The 18,543-nt window shown below is 64.7% G+C and carries 23 protein-coding genes; 17 read left to right on the plus strand and 6 right to left on the minus strand.

What is annotated here, in order from left to right; all coding sequences use genetic code 11:
• On the minus strand, positions 1–860 hold an 860-nt coding region (locus BRAS3843_RS36590; RefSeq protein ID WP_139025086.1), incomplete at its 3' end, for a flagellar biosynthetic protein FliO.
• Between the two features lie 358 nt (positions 861–1,218).
• Between BRAS3843_RS36590 and flgB the strand changes: the two genes are divergently transcribed.
• The 9 genes from flgB (at position 1,219) to BRAS3843_RS36635 (ending at position 9,432) form a co-directional block, all read left to right on the plus strand.
• Positions 1,219–1,626 (plus strand): flagellar basal body rod protein FlgB, encoded by a 408-nt coding sequence (gene flgB, locus BRAS3843_RS36595; RefSeq protein ID WP_008974327.1) that lies wholly within the window; start codon positions 1,219–1,221, stop codon positions 1,624–1,626.
• A gap of 30 nt (positions 1,627–1,656) precedes the next feature.
• The gene (gene flgC, locus BRAS3843_RS36600) at positions 1,657–2,082 is read left to right on the plus strand and encodes a flagellar basal body rod protein FlgC (protein ID WP_008974328.1); all 426 of its coding nucleotides are present in this window, start codon (positions 1,657–1,659) and stop codon (positions 2,080–2,082) included.
• A gap of 16 nt (positions 2,083–2,098) precedes the next feature.
• Complete coding sequence (gene fliE / locus BRAS3843_RS36605; protein ID WP_008974329.1) at positions 2,099–2,455, plus strand: flagellar hook-basal body complex protein FliE; 357 nt, start codon at positions 2,099–2,101, stop codon at positions 2,453–2,455.
• 149 nt (positions 2,456–2,604) lie between these two features.
• On the plus strand, positions 2,605–2,868 hold the full coding sequence (gene fliQ / locus BRAS3843_RS36610) for a flagellar biosynthesis protein FliQ (protein ID WP_008974330.1): 264 nt from the start codon (positions 2,605–2,607) through the stop codon (positions 2,866–2,868).
• Positions 2,869–2,930: 62 nt separating this feature from the next.
• Positions 2,931–3,698 (plus strand): flagellar biosynthetic protein FliR, encoded by a 768-nt coding sequence (fliR, locus tag BRAS3843_RS36615; protein WP_008974331.1) that lies wholly within the window; start codon positions 2,931–2,933, stop codon positions 3,696–3,698.
• Positions 3,699–3,709: 11 nt separating this feature from the next.
• A complete protein-coding gene (gene flhB, locus BRAS3843_RS36620; RefSeq protein ID WP_008974332.1) occupies positions 3,710–4,786 on the plus strand; it encodes a flagellar biosynthesis protein FlhB in 1,077 nt (358 codons plus the stop codon).
• Between the two features lie 156 nt (positions 4,787–4,942).
• The gene (locus BRAS3843_RS36625) at positions 4,943–7,525 is read left to right on the plus strand and encodes a PAS domain-containing protein (RefSeq protein WP_085967075.1); all 2,583 of its coding nucleotides are present in this window, start codon (positions 4,943–4,945) and stop codon (positions 7,523–7,525) included.
• A 146-nt stretch (positions 7,526–7,671) separates the two neighbouring features.
• Entirely contained in the window at positions 7,672–8,607 is a 936-nt protein-coding gene (locus tag BRAS3843_RS36630) for a Tim44-like domain-containing protein (protein ID WP_008974334.1), read from the plus strand.
• A 120-nt stretch (positions 8,608–8,727) separates the two neighbouring features.
• Positions 8,728–9,432 (plus strand): glutathione S-transferase, encoded by a 705-nt coding sequence (locus BRAS3843_RS36635; protein ID WP_008974335.1) that lies wholly within the window; start codon positions 8,728–8,730, stop codon positions 9,430–9,432.
• Positions 9,433–9,485: 53 nt separating this feature from the next.
• Here BRAS3843_RS36635 and BRAS3843_RS36640 read toward each other — a convergent pair whose 3' ends face one another.
• Positions 9,486–9,842, minus strand: coding sequence for a GFA family protein (locus BRAS3843_RS36640; protein ID WP_008974336.1), 357 nt, complete (start codon positions 9,840–9,842; stop codon positions 9,486–9,488).
• A gap of 105 nt (positions 9,843–9,947) precedes the next feature.
• Here BRAS3843_RS36640 and BRAS3843_RS36645 point away from each other — a divergent pair, with 105 nt between their 5' ends.
• Positions 9,948–10,277, plus strand: a complete 330-nt coding sequence (locus BRAS3843_RS36645) for a metalloregulator ArsR/SmtB family transcription factor (RefSeq protein WP_008974337.1) — start codon at positions 9,948–9,950, stop codon at positions 10,275–10,277.
• Positions 10,274–10,714 (plus strand): SRPBCC domain-containing protein, encoded by a 441-nt coding sequence (locus BRAS3843_RS36650; RefSeq protein ID WP_008974338.1) that lies wholly within the window; start codon positions 10,274–10,276, stop codon positions 10,712–10,714. The genes BRAS3843_RS36645 and BRAS3843_RS36650 overlap by 4 nt, the downstream gene beginning before the upstream one ends.
• A 33-nt stretch (positions 10,715–10,747) precedes the next feature.
• Here the strand turns inward: BRAS3843_RS36650 and BRAS3843_RS36655 are convergent, their stop codons facing one another.
• The 3 genes from BRAS3843_RS36655 to BRAS3843_RS36665 form a co-directional block, all read right to left on the minus strand.
• Positions 10,748–10,966 (minus strand): hypothetical protein, encoded by a 219-nt coding sequence (locus tag BRAS3843_RS36655; RefSeq protein ID WP_008974339.1) that lies wholly within the window; start codon positions 10,964–10,966, stop codon positions 10,748–10,750.
• A gap of 181 nt (positions 10,967–11,147) precedes the next feature.
• Positions 11,148–11,621 carry a hypothetical protein gene (locus tag BRAS3843_RS36660; RefSeq protein WP_035984047.1) on the minus strand — a complete coding sequence of 158 codons (474 nt, stop codon included), beginning with the start codon at positions 11,619–11,621 and terminating at the stop codon, positions 11,148–11,150.
• Positions 11,622–11,729: 108 nt separating this feature from the next.
• The gene (locus tag BRAS3843_RS36665; RefSeq protein ID WP_008974341.1) at positions 11,730–12,407 is read right to left on the minus strand and encodes an alpha/beta hydrolase; all 678 of its coding nucleotides are present in this window, start codon (positions 12,405–12,407) and stop codon (positions 11,730–11,732) included.
• Between the two features lie 122 nt (positions 12,408–12,529).
• On the opposite strand from BRAS3843_RS36665, the gene BRAS3843_RS36670 reads away from it, so the two are divergent.
• The 4 genes from BRAS3843_RS36670 (at position 12,530) to BRAS3843_RS36685 (ending at position 16,117) form a co-directional block, all read left to right on the plus strand.
• Positions 12,530–12,760, plus strand: coding sequence for a hypothetical protein (locus tag BRAS3843_RS36670; RefSeq protein ID WP_008974342.1), 231 nt, complete (start codon positions 12,530–12,532; stop codon positions 12,758–12,760).
• Between the two features lie 169 nt (positions 12,761–12,929).
• Positions 12,930–14,585 (plus strand): fumarate hydratase, encoded by a 1,656-nt coding sequence (locus BRAS3843_RS36675; RefSeq protein WP_008974343.1) that lies wholly within the window; start codon positions 12,930–12,932, stop codon positions 14,583–14,585.
• Positions 14,586–14,619: 34 nt separating this feature from the next.
• Entirely contained in the window at positions 14,620–15,063 is a 444-nt protein-coding gene (locus BRAS3843_RS36680; protein WP_008974344.1) for a MaoC family dehydratase, read from the plus strand.
• 373 nt (positions 15,064–15,436) lie between these two features.
• Positions 15,437–16,117, plus strand: a complete 681-nt coding sequence (locus tag BRAS3843_RS36685) for a DUF429 domain-containing protein (RefSeq protein WP_083841519.1) — start codon at positions 15,437–15,439, stop codon at positions 16,115–16,117.
• A 24-nt stretch (positions 16,118–16,141) separates the two neighbouring features.
• Here BRAS3843_RS36685 and BRAS3843_RS36690 read toward each other — a convergent pair whose 3' ends face one another.
• Complete coding sequence (locus BRAS3843_RS36690) at positions 16,142–17,104, minus strand: DUF2336 domain-containing protein (RefSeq protein WP_035984049.1); 963 nt, start codon at positions 17,102–17,104, stop codon at positions 16,142–16,144.
• Positions 17,105–17,529: 425 nt separating this feature from the next.
• On the opposite strand from BRAS3843_RS36690, the gene BRAS3843_RS36695 reads away from it, so the two are divergent.
• Both BRAS3843_RS36695 and BRAS3843_RS36700 read left to right on the plus strand, forming a co-directional pair.
• Positions 17,530–17,727, plus strand: coding sequence for a hypothetical protein (locus tag BRAS3843_RS36695; RefSeq protein WP_008974347.1), 198 nt, complete (start codon positions 17,530–17,532; stop codon positions 17,725–17,727).
• Between the two features lie 16 nt (positions 17,728–17,743).
• Positions 17,744–18,505 (plus strand): hypothetical protein, encoded by a 762-nt coding sequence (locus BRAS3843_RS36700; RefSeq protein ID WP_008974348.1) that lies wholly within the window; start codon positions 17,744–17,746, stop codon positions 18,503–18,505.
• Positions 18,506–18,543 lie beyond the last annotated feature (38 nt).

An 18,543-nucleotide genomic window follows, 5' to 3' on the forward strand; every position in this document is an offset into this window, starting at 1 on the left:
CTCTCTCGGGGAAGATCTCTCGGGATCTCTCTTGCGAGATCTCTGGGAAGTTCTCTTGGCAGTTCTCTTGGCACATCCTTGGCCGGTTCCTTTGGCGGCTCCGAGGCTCTGGATGGCTCCGCCGGGCGCAGCGGGCGCGGCATGGCCGGTTCGCCGCGCAGCGAATCGCCCCGCGGCATCAGCCGCTCGGGGCGCGGCTCCATCCGTGGCTCGCCGCGCAGTTCCTGGCGAGGATCAAGACGTGGCTCTTGTCGGGAGTCCGGCCGGCCTGAGAACGGGTCCGGAGCAAACCCCGGCAATGGCGGCTCGCGCCGCTCGGCCAAATCACTCCGAACGTCACCGCGAGCCTCGCCGCGCAGATCGCCGCGGCGTTCGTTCATCACCGGGGCAGGGCGACGAGCTTCGTCGGCAAAAGCCGGGCGCAGTGGACGCTGCGGCAGTTCGGGCATCTGCGGTTCGTGAGGCTCGTGCATGTCGGCTTTCGCCGCCTCGTTGTCGGACCAGGTCGGCGCATCCGGCAACGGCGCGATTCGCGGCGGTGGCGGCTGCTCGGCAGCGACGCCGGCCCGCGGCGGCAGCTGCTCGCGCTGGGGCATGGCGCGCACGATATTGGATTCCACCACGATGTCGGTCGGGCCGCCGATCATCAGGAGATGTTCGATGTTGTCGCGGCGAACCAGCACGAGCCTGCGGCGGCCGTCGACGGCGGCAGCGTCGATCACGGCGAGGCGCGGCATCCGGCCGCGATTGGTGCTGGTGCCAAGCCGGCTGCCCGCGAATCGACGCACCAGCCACGCGGCAAGGCCGATCAGCGCCAGCACGGCCAGGAACGCAAAGAAAAATGTCAGTGGTGCCGGCATCTCGGTCCCCTACAAACCCCCGCTTTCATCACACATTACGCCACTTGAACACAGGGCGGTCGTAGCGAACGGGCCTGAAAGCGCAACGACGTGTTAACGACCTACGGCAGGAACTGCCGCCCGGTATCTTAATAACCTATGAATCGGCCGGGCCAAAACGACTTTCTTGGCAGGGGCTTGCGTCCCAAACTGGTGCATCCGGGCGGCCCGACACGGAAAAAGGATTAAAAAATTCATAAACCCGGAAGTTTCCCGGGGGTGCAGCGCACACCCTCTTAACTCCCCATTAACCATATGCACGGCAGATTGTGCCTAGCTTAACGGGTGGTGAAGAAGCCCAAGATTCGGAGCGGGCGCAATGTCCATCAACGATCTTCCAGTGTTGCAGGCGTTGCGTACCAAGATGGAGTGGCACCAGGAGCGGCAGCGCGTTCTATCCGAGAACGTCGCCAATTCCGACACGCCGAACTTCAAGCCACGCGACCTGGTTGAACCTAAGTTCGATTCAACCGGTGCGCCGGCGAACAGCTTCGCCCAGTTGTCGCTGACCATGACCAGCGCCGCCCATATCGCGCCGCCATCGGGCCAGAGCACGAGCTTCGACCAGAATCGCAGGGCCGGCTTCCAGACCCGGCCGGCCGGTAACGCGGTCAGCCTCGAGGACGAGATGCTGAAGGTCTCGGCCAATCAGATGGACTTTGCCGCCGTCACCTCGCTCTACGGCAAGAGCCTGCATCTGCTGAAGACCGCGATCGGTAAGGGCTGAGGAAACGGATAGACACGGAGAACGACCAAGATGGCGAATGACCCAAGCGATTTCCTGCGTTCGATGAGCATCGCAACCTCGGGCCTGCGCGCGCAAGCCGCCCGGATGCGGGTGATCTCGGAAAACGTCGCCAACGCCGACTCCACCGCCGCCACCGCCGGCGGCGATCCCTATCGCCGCAAGGTCCCGACCTTCACCTCGGCGCTCGACCGCACGCTCGACGCCAAGGTGGTGGCCCTGGGCAAGGTGGTGCCCGACCGATCTTCGTTCCGCGTCAAATACGACCCGAGCAACCCGGCCGCGGATGCGACCGGCAATGTCAAGTATCCGAACGTCAATCCGCTGATCGAAATGACCGACATGCGCGATGCGCAACGGTCCTACGAGGCGAACCTGAACGTCATCGGCGCGACCCGCCGCATGATTCAACGCACGCTCGACATTCTCAAGACCTAGGATAGGAACGAAAGTCATGGCCTCCCCCATCTCCGCTGCGAACGCTTATGCGAATTCCGCCCGCGTGCTCGACACCGCCGGATCGGGCAACACATTCGGCAGCCTCGCCCGCGTGCGGGACATTCTCGGGTCGACGAACGGTCAGGAGAACTCCGGTCCGTCCTTCGGCGCGTTGCTAAAGGATGCGATCGGAAGCGTCGTCGAGACGGGCCGCAAATCCGATTCGCAAACGGTCGCGATGGCGTCGGGCAAGGCCAACGTCATGGACGTCGTGACCGCGGTGGCGGAGACTGACGTTGCGGTGTCGACCCTGGTCTCGGTGCGCGATCGGGTGATCCAGGCCTACGAAGACATCATGAAGATGACGATCTGACGCCGCGTCGGATCTCGAATGCAATGCACGGCCTGGCTCGCGCCGATCTCGCGCGAGCCGAGACGCAATGATCGGAAGCTCACTTGTTTGGGCACAGTCCGTCCGCAGTTGAGCGGCGCAGGACATTCACCGGGGAAGGCGACTACGGAATGACCGGAGCTGAAACGCTCGATGTCGCGCGCGACGCGATCTGGACGATTGTCGTGGTCTCGTCGCCCTTGATGGTGGTCGGCCTCGTGGTCGGCGTCATCGTCTCGCTGTTTCAGGCGCTGACCCAGATCCAGGAACAGACCCTGGTCTTCGTCCCGAAGATCATTGCGATCTTCGTCACGCTGCTGTTGGCCTTGCCCTTCATGGCAGACGCGCTGCATTCGCATATGATGCGGATCTCGTCGCGAATCATCGGCGGATAGGGCAATGTGCGGCGCGGCGCTGATTCCTCTCCGCGCCACCAGGGGCCCGGACGCGCCGCGCAATGCGCATCGATATTTCATTCCTGCCGGCGCTGGCGGCGGCTTTCATGCTGGCCTTTGCCCGGATCGCCGCCATGGTGATGCTGCTGCCGGGCTTGGGCGAGACCAACATTCCCGTTCGCATCAAGCTGTCCATCGCGCTTCTGCTGACGATGATCATCCTGCCGCTGCACCGCCAAGCCTATCAGGTCGACATGACGGCGCTGACGCCGCTCCTGGTGATGATGCTGCACGAGATCATCATCGGCATCGTGCTCGGCGCCACCGCGCGCGTGACCTTGTCTGCGCTGCAGGTTGCCGGGGCGGTGATCGCGCAGCAGATGGGGCTCGGTTTCGTCACCGAGATCGATCCGACGCAGGGACAGCAGGGCGTGCTGGTCGGCAATTTCCTCACCATGCTCGGGGTGACCTTGCTGTTTGCGACCGACAGCCATCATTTGGTGATCGCAGCGCTCAGCGACAGCTACAACATCTTTGCGCCGGGCGAATTGGTGCCGAGCGGCGACGTCGCCTCGCTCGCGACGCGGGCCTTTGCCGCCGCCTTCAGGCTGGGCCTGCAGCTCTCGGCGCCATTTCTGGTGTTCGGGCTCGTCTTCAACATGGGGCTTGCGTTGCTGGCGCGCCTGATGCCGCAGATGCAGGTCTATTTCGTCGGCGCGCCGCTCTCGATCATGATCGGCTTTTTGATCTTCGCACTGGTTCTGACGGCGATGATGGGAACCTTCCTCGGCTATTTCGGGGGCGTCATGCACGACCTGACCCCAAGGTGAGGACCTGACGCATGGCCGGTGAGGACGATACCGCCGACAAAACAGAAGACCCGACGCAAAAGCGCCTCGACGACGCACTCGAGCGCGGCGACGTCGTCAAGAGCCAGGAGCTCAACACCTGGTTCCTGATCGCGGCGGCAACGCTCGTGCTGACGACCTTCTCGGATTCGATCGGCAGCGGGATCATGATGCCGCTGCGCAATCTGATCGCCAATTCCTGGATGATTCATACCGACGGAGCGGGCCTGCTCGCGATGGCGCGCGGGCTGTCCTATGCGGTCATTGCAGCGATCGGCCTCCCCCTCGTGATGCTCATGCTGGCCGCGCTCGCTGGCAACATGTTGCAGCACCGTCTGGTCTGGTCAGGCGAGCCGCTGAAACCCACCTTGAGCAAGATCTCGCCGCTGTCCGGCGCCAAGCGGCTGTTCGGCAAGCAGGCCGCGGTCAACTTCGCCAAGGGCATCTTCAAGCTCGTGCTGCTCGGCACCGTCATGGTGATGATCCTGTGGCCCGAGCGGATGCGGCTGGAATCCCTGCTGCATCTCGATCCGAACGCGCTGCTCGGCGTGACGCTGTCTTTGACCAAGCACCTGATGGGCTCGGTGGTCGCGCTGCTCGCGATCGTCGCGATCGGCGACTATCTGTTCCAGTACCGGCAATGGTACGAACGACAGAAGATGTCGGTGCAGGAGGTCAAGGAGGAGTTCAAGCAGTCGGAAGGCGATCCGCACGTCAAGGGGCGAATCAGGCAGCTGCGCCAGCAGCGCATGAAGAAACGCATGATGGCGGCGGTGCCGAAGGCGTCGGTGATCATCACCAATCCGACCCACTATTCGGTGGCGCTGGCCTATGAGCGCGGCATGCAGGCGCCGGTCTGCGTCGCCAAGGGTGTCGACAACATCGCCTTCAAGATCCGCGAGATCGCCCGCGCCCACGACATCCCGATCGTCGAGAACGTGCCGCTGGCGCGCGCGCTGTACGCCACGGTCGAGATCGACGACGAAATTCCTGTGGAACATTATCACGCGGTGGCGGAGATCATCGGCTACGTCATGGGTCTCAGGCGCAACCTGTCCGGGCGGCTCTAAGGCCCGTGATTCGCATCGCCCGCTCACGTAAAATACGGATAAATCATGGAATATCGGCTTGACGGGCTTGCGCTTGAGCGTCCGATTCAGGCAGGTGAGGGCGGGGGCCGCGCCGACCGGCGCGATAGCCCTGCCGACAGGTCTCGTCCTTTTGCTATGAGCGCCGAACCCGACAACGATGCGTCACAGGACCAGATGAGCCTGCCGGAGCGGTCGCGCCGCAGCGGCAGCATCCTCTTGGTGCTGTTGGTCGCTGGCGCCCTCGTGGCCGTCGCGCTGGCGCTGATGACGATCGGGCGCACCCAGGCGCAGCCCTATATCCTCGGCCTGTTGGCGCTGCTCGCCACCATCGGCCTGTTCAACCTGTTCGCCTTCGCCGCCGGCATCATCCGCTTCGCGGACCGCGCCACCGACGACCCCGTGACGGGGCGGGTCCCCGACCTCGCGCCGGACGGGCTCGCGGTGACTGATGCGCGCGGGCACGTGGTCTATGCCAATGCCGCCTATCTGAGGATGACGGGCGCGCAGAGCGCGCAGGAGGCGCGCCCGGTGGAGCGCGTCTTCATCGGCAATCCCGACGTTTCGGAGGCCGTGTTCCGGCTGCTCAAGGCCGCCCGCGAAGGCAAGCGGCAGCAGGAGGAGGTGCGCATCGCGGCCGGCGAGAGCGGCCAGGGCCGCTGGCTGCGGATGCGCGTGCGCCCGCTCGGCGGCAGCAAGCGCGATTCGAAATACGCGGTGTGGTCGATTGCAGATATCACCCGCGACCGCGAGCGGCAGGAGGACGTGTTCCAGGAGCTGCAGCACGCGATCGAATATCTCGATCACGCACCTTGCGGCTTCTTCTCGGTCAATGCCGACGGCAGCCTGGTCTATGTCAACGCCACGCTCGCGAACTGGCTGGACTACGATCTCGCCGAGATCGGCTCCGGCGGGCTGAAGCTGGCGGACGTCGTCTCCGGCGACGGTGCCTCGTTGCTGACCTCGATCGTCGCGGTTCCCGGCGAGGTCCGGACCGAGGTGTTCGACATCGATCTGAAGATGCGCGGCGGCAAGACTATGCCGGCGCGGCTCTATCACAAGCTCGCCTTCGGTGCCGACGGCGCGCCGGGGCCGTCGCGCACGCTCGTCATCAGCCGCGCCCGCGACGAGCGCTCCGATCCCGAGCGCGCCGCCGAGGTGCGCTTCATGCGCTTCTTCGACCACACGCCGATGGCGATCGCGACCGTCGATCGCGGCGGCGCCGTGGTGCGCGCCAATGCCCGCTATGCCAAGCTGGCGCAAAGCCTGAGCAGCGATGCGGCCGCCGCCCGCTCGATCTTCCGCGCGGTCAGCCCGCGCGACCGCAATGTGTTGATCGCCGCGATCAACCAGGCCGCCGAAGGGCAGGGCGATATTTCGCCGGTGGAGGTCATGCTGGACGGGCCGAAGGAGCGGTTCGGACAGTTCTTCGTCACCGCGGTCGACGAGGACGAGCGCGAAACCGAAGCGGCGATCGTCTACATGCTCGAGACCACCGAGCGGCGCGCGCTGGAGAACCAGATCAACCAGTCGCAGAAGATGGAGATGGTCGGCCAGCTTGCCGGCGGTATCGCTCACGACTTCAACAACGTGCTCTCGGCCATCATGATGGCCAACGATTTCCTGCTGAACGCGCACAAGCCGACCGATCCGTCGTTCCAGGACATCATGCAGATCAAGCAGAACGCGACCCGCGCCGCCACCTTGGTGCGGCAGCTGCTGGCGTTCTCGCGCCGCCAGACCCTGCGGCCGCAGGTGCTCGACCTCGGCGATGCGCTCTCGGATTTGACGATGCTGCTGCGGCGGCTGATCGGCGAGAAGGTCAAGCTCGACCTGGTCCATGGCCGCGACCTCTGGCCGGTCAAGGTCGACGTCTCCCAGTTCGAGCAGGTGATCGTCAATCTCGCCGTCAACGCTCGCGATGCGATGCCGGATGGCGGCAAGCTCTCGGTGCGGACCGCCAACGTTCCGGCGGAGGAGGCCGCGCAGGCCGCCTATAAGGGCATGCCGGTCGCCGACTATGTGCGGATCGACGTCGGCGACACCGGCACCGGCATTCCACCCGAGATCCGTGAGAAGATCTTCGAACCGTTCTTCTCCACCAAGGAGGTCGGCAAGGGCACCGGGCTCGGCCTGTCCACCGTCTACGGCATTATCAAGCAGACCGGCGGCTTCATCTATGTCGACAGCGAGGTCGGCAAGGGCACCTCGTTCCACATCTTCCTGCCGCGGCATCATGCCGAGCAGGAGGTCCATGCCGACCACCAGCCGCACGCCGTCAACGGCGCCGCCAAGGATGCGGCGGCGGCCGATGGCAAGGCTGAGGCCAAGCCGCGGACCGACCTCACCGGCCAGGGCACGATCCTGCTGGTCGAGGACGAGGAGGGCCTGCGCGCGCTCAATGCACGGGGTCTGCGCTCGCGCGGCTACAGTGTGATCGAGGCCTCCAACGGCATCGAGGCGATGGAGGCGCTGGAGGAGCGCGACGGCAATGTTGATCTGGTCGTCTCCGACGTGGTCATGCCGGAAATGGACGGCCCGACGCTCCTAAAGGCGATGCGCGATCGCAATCCCGAGGTGAGGATCATCTTCGTCTCCGGCTATGCCGAGGACGCCTTCGAGAAGAGCCTGCCGGAGAACCAGCAATTCGCCTTCCTGCCCAAGCCCTTCACCTTGAGCCAGCTGGTCGCGGCTGTGAAGGAAACCATGACGCCGCAATAGGTTACCGCGATCTGTTCAGTGGGAATGGTTCCCCCGCGACGCAGCGCCGCAGCCATGCGGCATCGCCCCGCCTTCACTTTTGGGCGGTTCTGCCCATCTTACGGGCATCCCCATTCCGGGGATTTGGGAAAACGCAGATGAGTTTCTTGCAGCGCAAAAGCGGCGTCCTGAGGGCGATCGCCGTGATTGTTTCACTGGCGCTGCCGACGGTGCTCGCCGTTTCGGCGGCCGACGCCCGGATCGGCGGCGGCTTCAGCTCCGGCTCCCGCGGCTCGCGGACCTTCTCCGCCCCGCCGTCGACCTCGACTGCACCGGGGACGGCAAGCCCGTTCAACCGTACGCTCACGCAGCCGGGTTATAATGGCGGCTCCGGCTTTAATTCACCGGCGCGCAGTCGTTTCGGCGGCGGCATGCTCGGCGGCCTCGCCGCGGGCTTCCTTGGCGCGGGCCTGCTTGGCCTGTTGTTCGGCGGCGGCCTGTTTTCCGGCCTCAGCGGCTTCGGCTCGATCCTCGGCCTGATCCTGCAGATCGTGCTGATCGTGTTCCTGGCGCGCATGGCCATGGCGTGGTGGCAGCGGCGCAACCAGCCGGCCTATGCCGGTGCGACCCCGCCGGGCGGCCAGCAGAGCTTCAGCTCCAGCATGGGTTTTGGTGGTTTCGGCGGCTCGAGCTCAGCCCCGCTGCAGATCCAGCCCGCGGACTATGAAGCCTTCGAGCGGCTGCTCGGCGAGATCCAAGCCGCATGGTCCAACGAGGATGTCGGTCGGCTGCGCCTGCTGACGACGCCGGAAATGGCCTCCTATTTCGAGCGCGACCTGGAGCAGAACCAGGCCCGCGGTGTGGTCAACAAGGTCAGCGGCACCAAGCTGCTGCAGGGCGACCTGGCGGAAGCCTGGCGCGAGGGCGACGCCGACTACGCGACGGTGGCGATGCGGTTCTCGCTGGTCGACAAGACCGTGGAGCGCGCCAGCGGTCGCGTGGTCGAAGGCAGCGATCAGCCGCAGCAGGTGACGGAAATCTGGACCTTCCTGCGTCACCCCGGCAGCAACTGGCAGCTCTCGGCGATCCAGCAGGCCAACTAAGCCCACACATGGAATGCATGGCAGGGCGCCGCGGAACGATCCGCGGCGCCTTTGCTTTGGAAGCAGGGGATTGTCCTGCTACATCCACGCCCACCCGTTCGCCTGTCGAGGATGCAAGCCATGCGCTACGAGCTCTATTACTGGCCCATGATTCAGGGCCGCGGCGAATATGTGCGGCTCGCGCTCGAAGAGGCGGCGGCCGATTATCGCGACGTCGCCCGCGAGCCGGGCGGCATGGCCGCCATGACCAAGATGCTCGAGGCCAAGAGCGGCACGCCGCCCTTTGCGCCGCCCTTCCTCAAGGCCGGCAAGCTCGTGATCGGGCAGACCGCCAACATCCTGTTCTATCTCGGTGGCCGGCATGATCTGGCGCCGAAGGCCGAGGCCGGACAATTGTGGGTGCATCAATTGCAGCTGACGATCACAGACTTCGTGGTCGAGATCCACGACACCCATCATCCGCTCGGACCGACGCTCTACTACGAGGATCAGCGCGCACCGGCGAAGAAGCGGACCGCGGAGTTCTGGGACGAGCGGGTGCCGAAGTTTCTCGGTTATTTCGAGGACATCCTGAAGGACAACGGTCCCTACATCACCGGCCGCCGGCTCACTTACGTCGATCTCTCGCTGTTTCAGATCGTTGACGGCCTGCGCTACGCGTTTCCGCAGCGGATGAAGGCCTTCGAGCGCAGGATTCCGGGCCTGGTCGGGCTGCACGACCGCGTCGCGGCGCGACCGAACATCGCGGCCTATCTGGCGAGCGAGCGCCGCATCGCCTTCAACGAAGACGGCATCTTCCGCCGCTACAAGGCGCTCGACGCCTGAGACGGCCGCAGCGCGCTTGATCGAAAGCGCTCCGCTGTCGCGCGCTCCCCGCGTCACATGTTCCGGCCGTCGATCGGCGTCATCGTCAGCTTGGCGAGCTCGATGCCGTCGATGCAGCTCACATTGAGCGCAACGACATCGGTGCCATCAGGCTTGCGGCCGCGCGCGAACACCTCGACGCCGCAGTCGATACAGAACTGATGCCGGATCGCATGTTTGTTGAACAGATATTCGCGCAGGTTTTCGTCGCCTGCGCGGAGCTGAAACTGGGCGGGTGCCACGAAGGCGAAGTGCAGCCCTTTCTTGGTGCAGATCGAGCAGTTGCAGGCGGTCACCATGGCGAGATCGCTCGTGCATTCGAACCGCACCTGGCCGCAATGGCAGCCGCCGGTGAAGGTCTTCGCGGTCATCGGCGTTCCTCCTCGTCGCGCTGAGCCTGAGCAGCGCTGATGGCTCAATTCATCAGCCAATATGACGACATTGACAACATATAAGCATTTACTTATGTTTCTTTCATGGCAAATCCCGCGCAGCTCACCACGGTCATGAAGACGCTCGCCGATCCGACCCGACGGGCTTTGTTCGAGCGGATCGCGCGGGAAGGCGAGGTTGCGGCGACCGGGCTCGTCAAGGGATCGAAGGTCTCGCAGCCCGCGATCTCGCAGCACCTCAAGGCGCTGCGCGATGCAGGCCTGGTGACGGAGCGCCGCGAGGGCCGCCACGTCCATTACCGCGTCGCGTCGAAGGCGCTTGAACCGCTGGCGGATTGGCTCGATCACTACCGCGCCTTCTGGCGGGAGCGCCTCGGCAGGCTGGAGATGTTGTTGAAGGAGACCCAGAGATGAGCGAGACGCACGCGATCGTCGTCGAGAAGGGCTTGCCCTATGCGCCGGAGACGATCTGGCGGATGCTGACGGACAGCGCGCTGATCGCAAAATGGCTGATGCCGAACGACTTCGTGGCGTCAGTCGGCCATCGCTTCACCTTCAAGACCAGGCCGATGGGCGACTGGGATGGCGTCGTGCATTGCGAGGTGCTGGAATGCGAGCCGCCGCGGCTGCTGCGCTATTCCTGGAAGGGCGGTGCGGACTCCAATCCGGACTACGGCTCGAAGCTGGACAGCGAGGTGACCTTCACGCTGGCACCGGTCGAAGGCGGCACGCAGCTGCGCATGATCCATGACGGGTTCCGCTTCCCCGGCAATGCGATCGCCTTCGAGATGATGGGCCCCGGCTGGGCCCGGATCATGGATCGAATCGCATCGCTCGCAGCGGAGGCGTGACCCCGCCGCGGTTCAAGCGTGCCGGAGTATCGCTCAGGCCAGGATGTCGACGCGCGTGCCCTGTCCCGGCGGCAGCGGCGGGCGGGACGCCTGCTTCTCAGCTTCGGTTTCGTCGCCGGTCTTTTCCGCCCTGGGGGCCGTGGTCTGTGTGGCCTGGGCCTGCTGGGTCTGCGCTTTGTTCGCATCGGCGGCGACCGACGGCTGCTGCTGCTGCGGCGGCGAGGCGGGTGGTGATAGGGTCGAAACGGACATGGTCCGGCTCCTCGCTTGTTTGTGCCAAGCGTGACCCCCGTCAGCGAAGGTTCCGTCAATCCAATCAGTCAAATTGTCTGCAATTGGTGGTGCGGCCACGAATGGTGAACGGGGGCCTGACCCGGTCGCAGAAAGACCTCCCAGTCCTGCGGCCACGGCAATCAGCCGTGAGGCGCTGCGCCTATTGGTCCTTGCTGCGGGTGATCGTGATCGTCGACTCGGTCTTGGTTCGCGCGCAGCGCATCTCGAGGCGGCGATAGCGGCTGGTGACGTCGTCGCCGCGGAACAGCCCGAGGCGGCTGAAGCAGCGCTTGGCCCCGCGCTCCATGTCGTCCTTCGGCAGCGTGAAGATGATCGCGGCGGCGCCGGCAATCAGGTCGATGAAGGCCGGCGGCGGCTTGCGGTCCGACTTGGCAAACAGCTGATTGCTGAAATTCTTGGCTGAGCAGCCGAGCGTGATCTCACGGGCCTTGGGATGGGCGAGGTAAACCGTTCCGGCGGCGGTCTGGCCGATCCGCAAACCGTCGATCTGATTCCTCAGCTCCTTGACGAGATCGTCGCAACGATCGGCCCGCGCAGGCGTGGCGGCGACCAATGCCGCCGACGCTGAGAACACGCAAAATACGGCCGCACGCAATATGATCTTCAACATCATCAATACCCCCGCGCCATTGAAGCGTGCGCTCAAAGCCCATGCAAGCGCCGATGCTTCATCGCCGTGCAGGATCGGGAGAAGTGTGACAAACGCGCTCCGTAAGCCACATCACAGCGGGACAAGGTCACGCGTGACGTCGAGCAGCACCTGGAAGGTCTCATCAAGCGCGTGGTGGACCAGATCGTGAGCGCTGGCGATGGTGCGCACGGTCCAGGCAGGATCGGTGCGCAGCCGCTCATATTGCGCAGTAAAGGGCGTCGCGCTCCAGCCGGTGGCATAGACGAAGACGCGACGGAGCTCCGGCGCTTCCCGCGTGAGACGAAGGCTCTGCACGAAAGTGCCGAGCGGATGCGGCCGGCAACGTGGATCGACCCCGTCGCGCGGCAGCACGGTCAGTCCGTCATGGCCGGCTTGCGCGATCACCAGCCGACGATAGTCGTCGCCGGCCAAATCCCACCAGGCCTGACCATCCTCGGGAGCGAACGCATCGAGGTAGACCAGGGCTGCGAGCCGCTCGGGCGCGCGGTCCGCAACCCCCGACGCGACCATGCCGCCATAGCTGTGCGCGCAGAGAATGACCTCGGACAGGTCTTCGACCGACAACAGCTTCAGCACGTCCGCGATATGCGTTTCCAGATTGATGCAGGCGGCAGGGGCGGGCGTTTCCTCAAGCCCGCTCAAGGTGAGCGCGTGGGCCACATGGCCGGCGTGCTTGAGCCGCGCCGCCAGCGGTTCATACCACCAGCCGCCGCGCCAACCGCCTGGAATGAGGACGAAAGTGGCCATGTGATCCTCCGTAGCGCCCTATCAGGGCATGTTTCGATCAGCTCTCGCGGTGCAGGGTATCAGAGCTGTCAAGGGCCAAAGGAAGCGGTTCTACCGCGCTGCGCCCATGCTATGGTCTGGTGATGAGCAAAGAGCAGGTGAAAGAGATCCTCGATCGGGTTCTGACGTGGTCCAGCGAGCGTCAGGAAGACGCGGCCAAGCTGTTGATGCTCATGGAAGCACAGGACAACGCCGGCTACCGGTTGATCGACGATCAGGTTGAGGAAGTGGAAAGACGACGGCTCGATCCGAACCGTCGCACACTGACGCTCGACGAGTTCAAAGAGAGGCTGGGTCGTCTGCTCGACAAATGAAGGCCATGATCCATTTTCACGCCTTCCGGGACGACCGAGCCCGGTCGGAGATCACATAGGCCCCATTCGCCGCCCGGCAGCTTCCTTTTCCACCAAAAGGGCTTAGAACGGCTCTATCGCCGGGTGCCTCGGACAGGCGTTTTCCGGCCCTTCAACCCACGAGTTTCCCATGAACGCGCCCACCGCTTTTCCCGACCAGTCCAAGCCCGTCCCGCCCTACAAGCATACGCCGTTGTTTCCGCTCGGCGCGGACACCACGCCCTACAAGAAGATCATGGCTGAGGGCGTGCGGGTCGAGAAGGTGCTGGGCCGCGACATGCTGGTGGTGTCGCGCGAGGCGCTGCGGGCGCTGTCGGAAGCCGCCTTCGGCGAGATCAATCACTATTTGCGCCCCGGCCATCTGAAGCAGCTGCGCGCGATCCTCGACGACCCCGAGGCCAGCCCGAACGACAAGTTCGTCGCGCTGGATTTTCTGAAGAACGCCAATATCGCTGCCGGCGGCGTGCTGCCGATGTGCCAGGATACCGGCACCGCGATCATCATGGGCAAGAAGGGCTGCAACGTCATCACCGATGGCGACGACGAGGCGGCGCTCTCGGAAGGCGCGCGCGACGCTTATCTGCGCCGCAACCTGCGCTATTCGCAGGTCGCGCCACTGTCGATGTATGAGGAGAAGAACACCGCCAACAACATGCCGGCGCAGACCGAGATCTACGCCGAAGGCGAAGATGCCTACAAGTTCATGTTCATGGCCAAGGGCGGCGGCTCTGCCAACAAGAGCTTCCTGTTCCAGGCCACGCCGTCGGTCTTGACCAAGGATCGTCTGCTCGCCTTCCTCAAGGAGAAGATCCTCACGCTCGGCACCGCGGCGTGTCCGCCGTATCATCTCGCCATCGTGATCGGCGGCACCTCGGCCGAGCTCTGCATGAAGACGGTGAAGCTCGCCTCGGCGCGCTATCTCGATGCGCTGCCGACGCAGGGATCGCCCGATGGCAACGCCTTCCGCGATCTCGAGATGGAGCAGGAAATTCACAAGATGACGCAGTCGCTCGGTGTCGGCGCGCAGTTCGGCGGCAAATATTTCTGCCACGACGTGCGCGTGATCCGCATGCCGCGTCACGGCGCTTCGCTGCCGATAGGGCTCGGCGTATCGTGCTCGGCCGACCGACAGGTGCTCGGCAAGATCACCAAGGACGGCGTTTATCTGGAAGAGCTCGAGCATCATCCGGCGCAATATCTGCCGGAGGTCGAGCAGGCGCTCGGCGGCGAGGTCGTCAAGATCGACCTGAACCAGCCGATGAAGGACATCCTCGCGGCGCTGTCGAAGCATCCGATCAAGACCCGGCTGTCGCTGACCGGCACCATGATCGTCGCGCGCGATTCCGCGCATGCCAAGCTGCGCGAGCGGCTGGAGAAGGGCGAGCCGTTGCCGGACTATTTCAAGAATCATCCGATCTATTACGCCGGCCCGGCCAAGACGCCGGAAGGCTACGCCTCGGGCGCGTTCGGCCCCACCACTGCGGGCCGCATGGATTCTTTCGTCGATCAATTCCAGGCCGCTGGCGGCTCGATGGTGATGGTCGCCAAGGGCAATCGCGCGCCGGCCGTGCGCGAGGCCTGCAAGAAATATGGCGGCTTCTATCTCGGCTCGATCGGCGGTGCCGCGGCCAATCTCGCCGAGCACTGCATCAAGAAGGTCGAGGTGGTAAAATATCCCGAGCTCGGCATGGAAGCGATCTGGCGCATCGAGGTGGTCGACTTCCCGGCCTTCACCATCATCGACGACAAGGGCAACGACTTCTTCAAGGAGCTCAACCTCGGTTGAGCCCCCCGCCCGAGGCGCCAATTCGAGGGCCTGCATGATCGAATGGTTCGATGACCTCAAGATCGGGATGAAGTTCAAGAGCGGCGAGACCACGGTGTCGCGCGACGACATCAAGCGCTTCGCCGCCGAATTTGATCCGCAGCCGTTTCACCTCGATGAGGAAGCGGCGGAGAAGACGATCCTGAAGGGTCTTGCCGCCTCCGGATGGCACACCGCCGCGATCGCAATGCGGCTTGCAGCGGAAGCGCGTCCGTTTGGTCCGCATCCGCTGTTCGGTGCCGGCGTCGACGAGCTGCGCTGGCTGAAGCCGGTGCGGCCGGGAGACACGCTCCATCTCGAAGGTGAGGTGGTCGATCTCGTGCCGTCGCAGAGCAAGCCGCAAGGCATCGCGCGGATCAAGTGGACCGCCTATAACCAGCACGGCGAGGCCGTCTACACCTTCAATCCGATCGCAATCGTGCCGCGGCGTCCGGCCTGATCGGCGCAGGCGCTTGCCACAGCGGCGGTGTAGCCCTCTCCCGCTATAAGGCAGGGCAATCGCATATGGGTTGTTGCGCTTTCGGGCCTCATGGTTCGAGACGCGCCGCAAGCGGCGCTCCTCACCATGAGGGTTTGGCATTTTGCCGCAAAATAAAGCCCTCGTCCTGGGGAGCTCGCCGAAGGCGAGCGTCTCGAAGGACGGCCGCAGGAGAGATAGCAGACGAGGCTTTTCCGCATATGCGATTGCCCTGCGTTATAAGGGGAGAGGGCGCAGTCATCGGCGCTGTAGAACGACGATAGACCTTCTCCGAAAGAGGGGCACCTGAGCAAGCTACGAGATCCGTGATCGCACAAGGCAGGTGGGTGGCGAAGTGTCTGGTCAACGCGTCGTCGGACTCGATGGTTTCTCGCGCGGCTGGGTCGCAGTATCGATCGAGGGCGACCGGCGCGACATTGCCTTTCCCGCCGACATCTCGGCCGCGCTCGCAGCCCCCTTCGCTCGTGCCGCCGTCGACATCCCCATCGGCATGACGGACGACGGTGAGCGCGATTGTGATCATCTCGCGCGTGACAAGCTCGCGCCGCACCGCTCCCGCGTCTTCACCGGCGCGCGGCGCTGGCTGTGGGAGCAGTTCGACGATCCAGATCTGGCCAACAACGAAGCGCTGAGACGCGGCGAGACGCGTGTGTCGCGTCAGCTCTGGCATCTCGGGCGCAAGATCATGGAGGTCGACCGCTTCGTCCGAAGCCATCGCCATCTCGACATCCGCGAGGCGCATCCGGAGCTGGTGTTCCTGCGCCTGCATGGCGCGCCGCTGCCGTCGAAGAAGACGGAGCAGGGACTTGCACTGCGGCGCGATCTGCTGCAACGGGCCGGCTTCGCCGCCATCGATGAGTGGATCAGCAGAACGCGGATCGGCACCGGTGCCAAGGCCGATGACGTGCTTGATGCTGCTGCGGTCGCGCTGGCTGCGCGCGATTGCGCGGGCAGTGTCCCCGCAGGCGAGCCGCCGCGCGATGCGCAGGGCGTGGCGATGCAGATCTGGTTCTAGCGCCGCCGGCCTGGAGCGCGGCGCTCAGCGCTTGTATCCGTCGGTGCCGGTGCGCACGACCGGTGTCGAGACCGGCTGCGGTCGCGGCGCTGTGGCACGGCCCCGCTGCCGCTCATCGTCATAGAGCGAGGGACGATGCTTGGCCCGCGCAGCCGCCGCAACGGCGGAGCCGCGCCAGGCTGCGAGCATGATCAGTGCCGCACGCTCGCTCAGGCGGTCATAGAGGCGCGACAGCCGAAACACGGTCTGCACGGACTGGCCGAGCTCCGGCTTCAGGAACAGCAGCACGCGCTGGAACACGGCGCCGGGCATGCCAAGCGCCTTGGCGGCGCAGGCCAGCGGCTCGCCCGCGGCGTCCTCGACCACCTGGGCCGCGATCCGGCTCGAGAGCAGCAGGCTTTCGCCGAGTTCGATGGTGAAATTCTCGACATCGGTGACGAAGGCCGCCATCTCCAGCGCTTCGATCGCTTTGGACGCGCGGTGCTCGGGAATCCGCATCGCGGGCTTGAGCGGCGTGGTGGCGAGACTCTGCAGCATCGCCGTGCGCTCGCTGGAGCCGGCGCCGAAAAACATCTCGCAGATCTCCGCGGCGTCCTTCGGCTGCATCGCGAGCCCTGACGGGGACTGATCGAGAACCCGCGGCTGCGCGGAGGGCTTTGGCAGCAGCGAGGCCGGAATTGGCCCCGCGAGCGGCAATGTTTCATCCGCAATGACCGGACGCAGTCCAAGCTTGAGCAGGATCTCGGCCGGGGTCGACGGATAGATCGCAAGGCGCGCGCACACTGCGGCGCGCGTCGTATCGTCGACTTCGTCGATCAGGCGCGTGGCGAGCTCGACGAATTGCCGCTCCTCGTCGGCCGAATGCGCGCTCGTCTGCACGTAGAGATCGGTCAACACGCGCAACAGCGTGGGTCTGATGTCGACGCCCTCGCGGCGGGACAGCGTCATCAGCCCGTCTAGGCCCAGGAAAAGCGATGATCTTGTCATGTCGGGGTACGCAACTTCGGCATTCGTTGCGATCAGACTATCCGCAGTTGTTTTAATGGGCCGTTAAGGAAAATAATTCGTGAAGATCGGCCGAAATTTCCTGGTCGCGAGTCTCCCGGTGAGACAAAGGCGCAACGCTCGCGGGTGATCTGCAACGCTGAGGAGAGAGGCCACATGTCCTCGGCGGCCGATTAAGATGCCGTTAACCACGTGCTGATCTTAATCGCACTCGTTCGAGGACCGATTGGCGGCGCCGATCCCGCCGGTTCTCTGCAAAATCTTGAGGTGATGCGCGGTCTGTTCTTGATGTGAGACCGACATGCGGCGCCTGGTTCGTCAGTTGCGTGTGCCCCTTGGCCTTTTTGAAGTTCGTGCACAGGGGGATGAAGAGGGGACAGAACTTCGGGGCACGAGAGAGAATCTATATGGCGACCATCATCGAATTTCCGGCCGACACAGCGCGCCGCGCGCGGTCCGCCGCGAGGGGCGCGCCGCAGCAGCAGGGCATGGGGACGGTCGTGATCCTTCCCGTCGTGCGGATCGAGCGCGAAACTGCCGACACCAGCGACGATCGCGGACCGCGCGAAGGCGCCGCCCCGACCCGCCGCCGCCGTCGCCGCTGAGATCATGAGACTTGGAATGCCGGACATCTTCATCCCGGTCCGGCGCGTCGTGCCGGCTCTTGCGCTCGTGCTCACGGGCACGATGCTCAGCGCCTGCAGCGGCGGCGATTTCGGCCGCACCCGCGCCGATTTCCGCAACGACGACATGCACAAATGGATCGGTCAGGAGGCGACTGCCAGCGTCGGTATCAAGCCATCGCAGTTCCAGCTCACCGACGCCGAGCGTCAACTCCGCGATCTCGCTTATCCGCTGATCGAGCCGCCGCATTCGCGCCCCGCCTGGAAGAGCGTGTTCGGCGATTATCAGCCGTCACCCTCGCCATGGCGGCAGAAGGTGGTGTTCGATCGCACCGCGTATGGTCGCGCCTTGATCGACGAGCCGCACCGCTCGCATTCCTCCCGCTATGCGCAGCTGATCGACGACGTCCGCGACGACATCACGCGGTTCGAACCCTTCTTTGCCTCCGCGATCCGCGTCATCGACCTCGATCGCAAGCGCGACGCCAGCATGCGCTACATGAGCGAATTGTCGCCGCGCGAGAAGGACGATGCGATCGCGCGCATGCAGGAGAACTCGCTGATCGTGCAATGGGTGCAGCTCAGCCTGGAGCAGCGCATCTCGTCCTATCGCTGGGCGCTGGAGCGGCTGGTGCTGCAGGCACCCGATCCGATGGCCGCCGACGCCGATCGTCTGATCGGCGAGCTCGCGGCACAGACCGCAAACCCGCCGGTCGCGGCGCGCCCGCTGATCCAGCGTCCGCTGACCACGCGGGGTTGATAGTCTATCCGGCGTCATTGCGAGGAGCGAAGCGACGC

Source organism: Bradyrhizobium sp. STM 3843, from assembly GCF_000239815.1.
Lineage (GTDB): Bacteria > Pseudomonadota > Alphaproteobacteria > Rhizobiales > Xanthobacteraceae > Bradyrhizobium.

Coding starts and splice junctions, on each gene's coding strand:
- BRAS3843_RS36695 (WP_008974347.1), top strand. CDS start 17,530: ATGGCGACCATCATCGAATTTCCGGCCGACACAGCGCGCCGCGCGCGG.
- BRAS3843_RS36660 (WP_035984047.1), bottom strand. CDS start 11,621: ATGATGTTGAAGATCATATTGCGTGCGGCCGTATTTTGCGTGTTCTCA.
- BRAS3843_RS36665 (WP_008974341.1), bottom strand. CDS start 12,407: ATGGCCACTTTCGTCCTCATTCCAGGCGGTTGGCGCGGCGGCTGGTGG.
- BRAS3843_RS36655 (WP_008974339.1), bottom strand. CDS start 10,966: ATGTCCGTTTCGACCCTATCACCACCCGCCTCGCCGCCGCAGCAGCAG.
- BRAS3843_RS36625 (WP_085967075.1), top strand. CDS start 4,943: ATGAGCGCCGAACCCGACAACGATGCGTCACAGGACCAGATGAGCCTG.
- fliR (WP_008974331.1), top strand. CDS start 2,931: ATGCGCATCGATATTTCATTCCTGCCGGCGCTGGCGGCGGCTTTCATG.
- BRAS3843_RS36675 (WP_008974343.1), top strand. CDS start 12,930: ATGAACGCGCCCACCGCTTTTCCCGACCAGTCCAAGCCCGTCCCGCCC.
- fliQ (WP_008974330.1), top strand. CDS start 2,605: ATGACCGGAGCTGAAACGCTCGATGTCGCGCGCGACGCGATCTGGACG.
- BRAS3843_RS36700 (WP_008974348.1), top strand. CDS start 17,744: ATGCCGGACATCTTCATCCCGGTCCGGCGCGTCGTGCCGGCTCTTGCG.
- flgC (WP_008974328.1), top strand. CDS start 1,657: ATGGCGAATGACCCAAGCGATTTCCTGCGTTCGATGAGCATCGCAACC.
- flgB (WP_008974327.1), top strand. CDS start 1,219: ATGTCCATCAACGATCTTCCAGTGTTGCAGGCGTTGCGTACCAAGATG.
- BRAS3843_RS36640 (WP_008974336.1), bottom strand. CDS start 9,842: ATGACCGCGAAGACCTTCACCGGCGGCTGCCATTGCGGCCAGGTGCGG.
- flhB (WP_008974332.1), top strand. CDS start 3,710: ATGGCCGGTGAGGACGATACCGCCGACAAAACAGAAGACCCGACGCAA.
- BRAS3843_RS36645 (WP_008974337.1), top strand. CDS start 9,948: ATGGCAAATCCCGCGCAGCTCACCACGGTCATGAAGACGCTCGCCGAT.
- fliE (WP_008974329.1), top strand. CDS start 2,099: ATGGCCTCCCCCATCTCCGCTGCGAACGCTTATGCGAATTCCGCCCGC.
- BRAS3843_RS36650 (WP_008974338.1), top strand. CDS start 10,274: ATGAGCGAGACGCACGCGATCGTCGTCGAGAAGGGCTTGCCCTATGCG.
- BRAS3843_RS36635 (WP_008974335.1), top strand. CDS start 8,728: ATGCGCTACGAGCTCTATTACTGGCCCATGATTCAGGGCCGCGGCGAA.
- BRAS3843_RS36690 (WP_035984049.1), bottom strand. CDS start 17,104: ATGACAAGATCATCGCTTTTCCTGGGCCTAGACGGGCTGATGACGCTG.
- BRAS3843_RS36680 (WP_008974344.1), top strand. CDS start 14,620: ATGATCGAATGGTTCGATGACCTCAAGATCGGGATGAAGTTCAAGAGC.
- BRAS3843_RS36670 (WP_008974342.1), top strand. CDS start 12,530: ATGAGCAAAGAGCAGGTGAAAGAGATCCTCGATCGGGTTCTGACGTGG.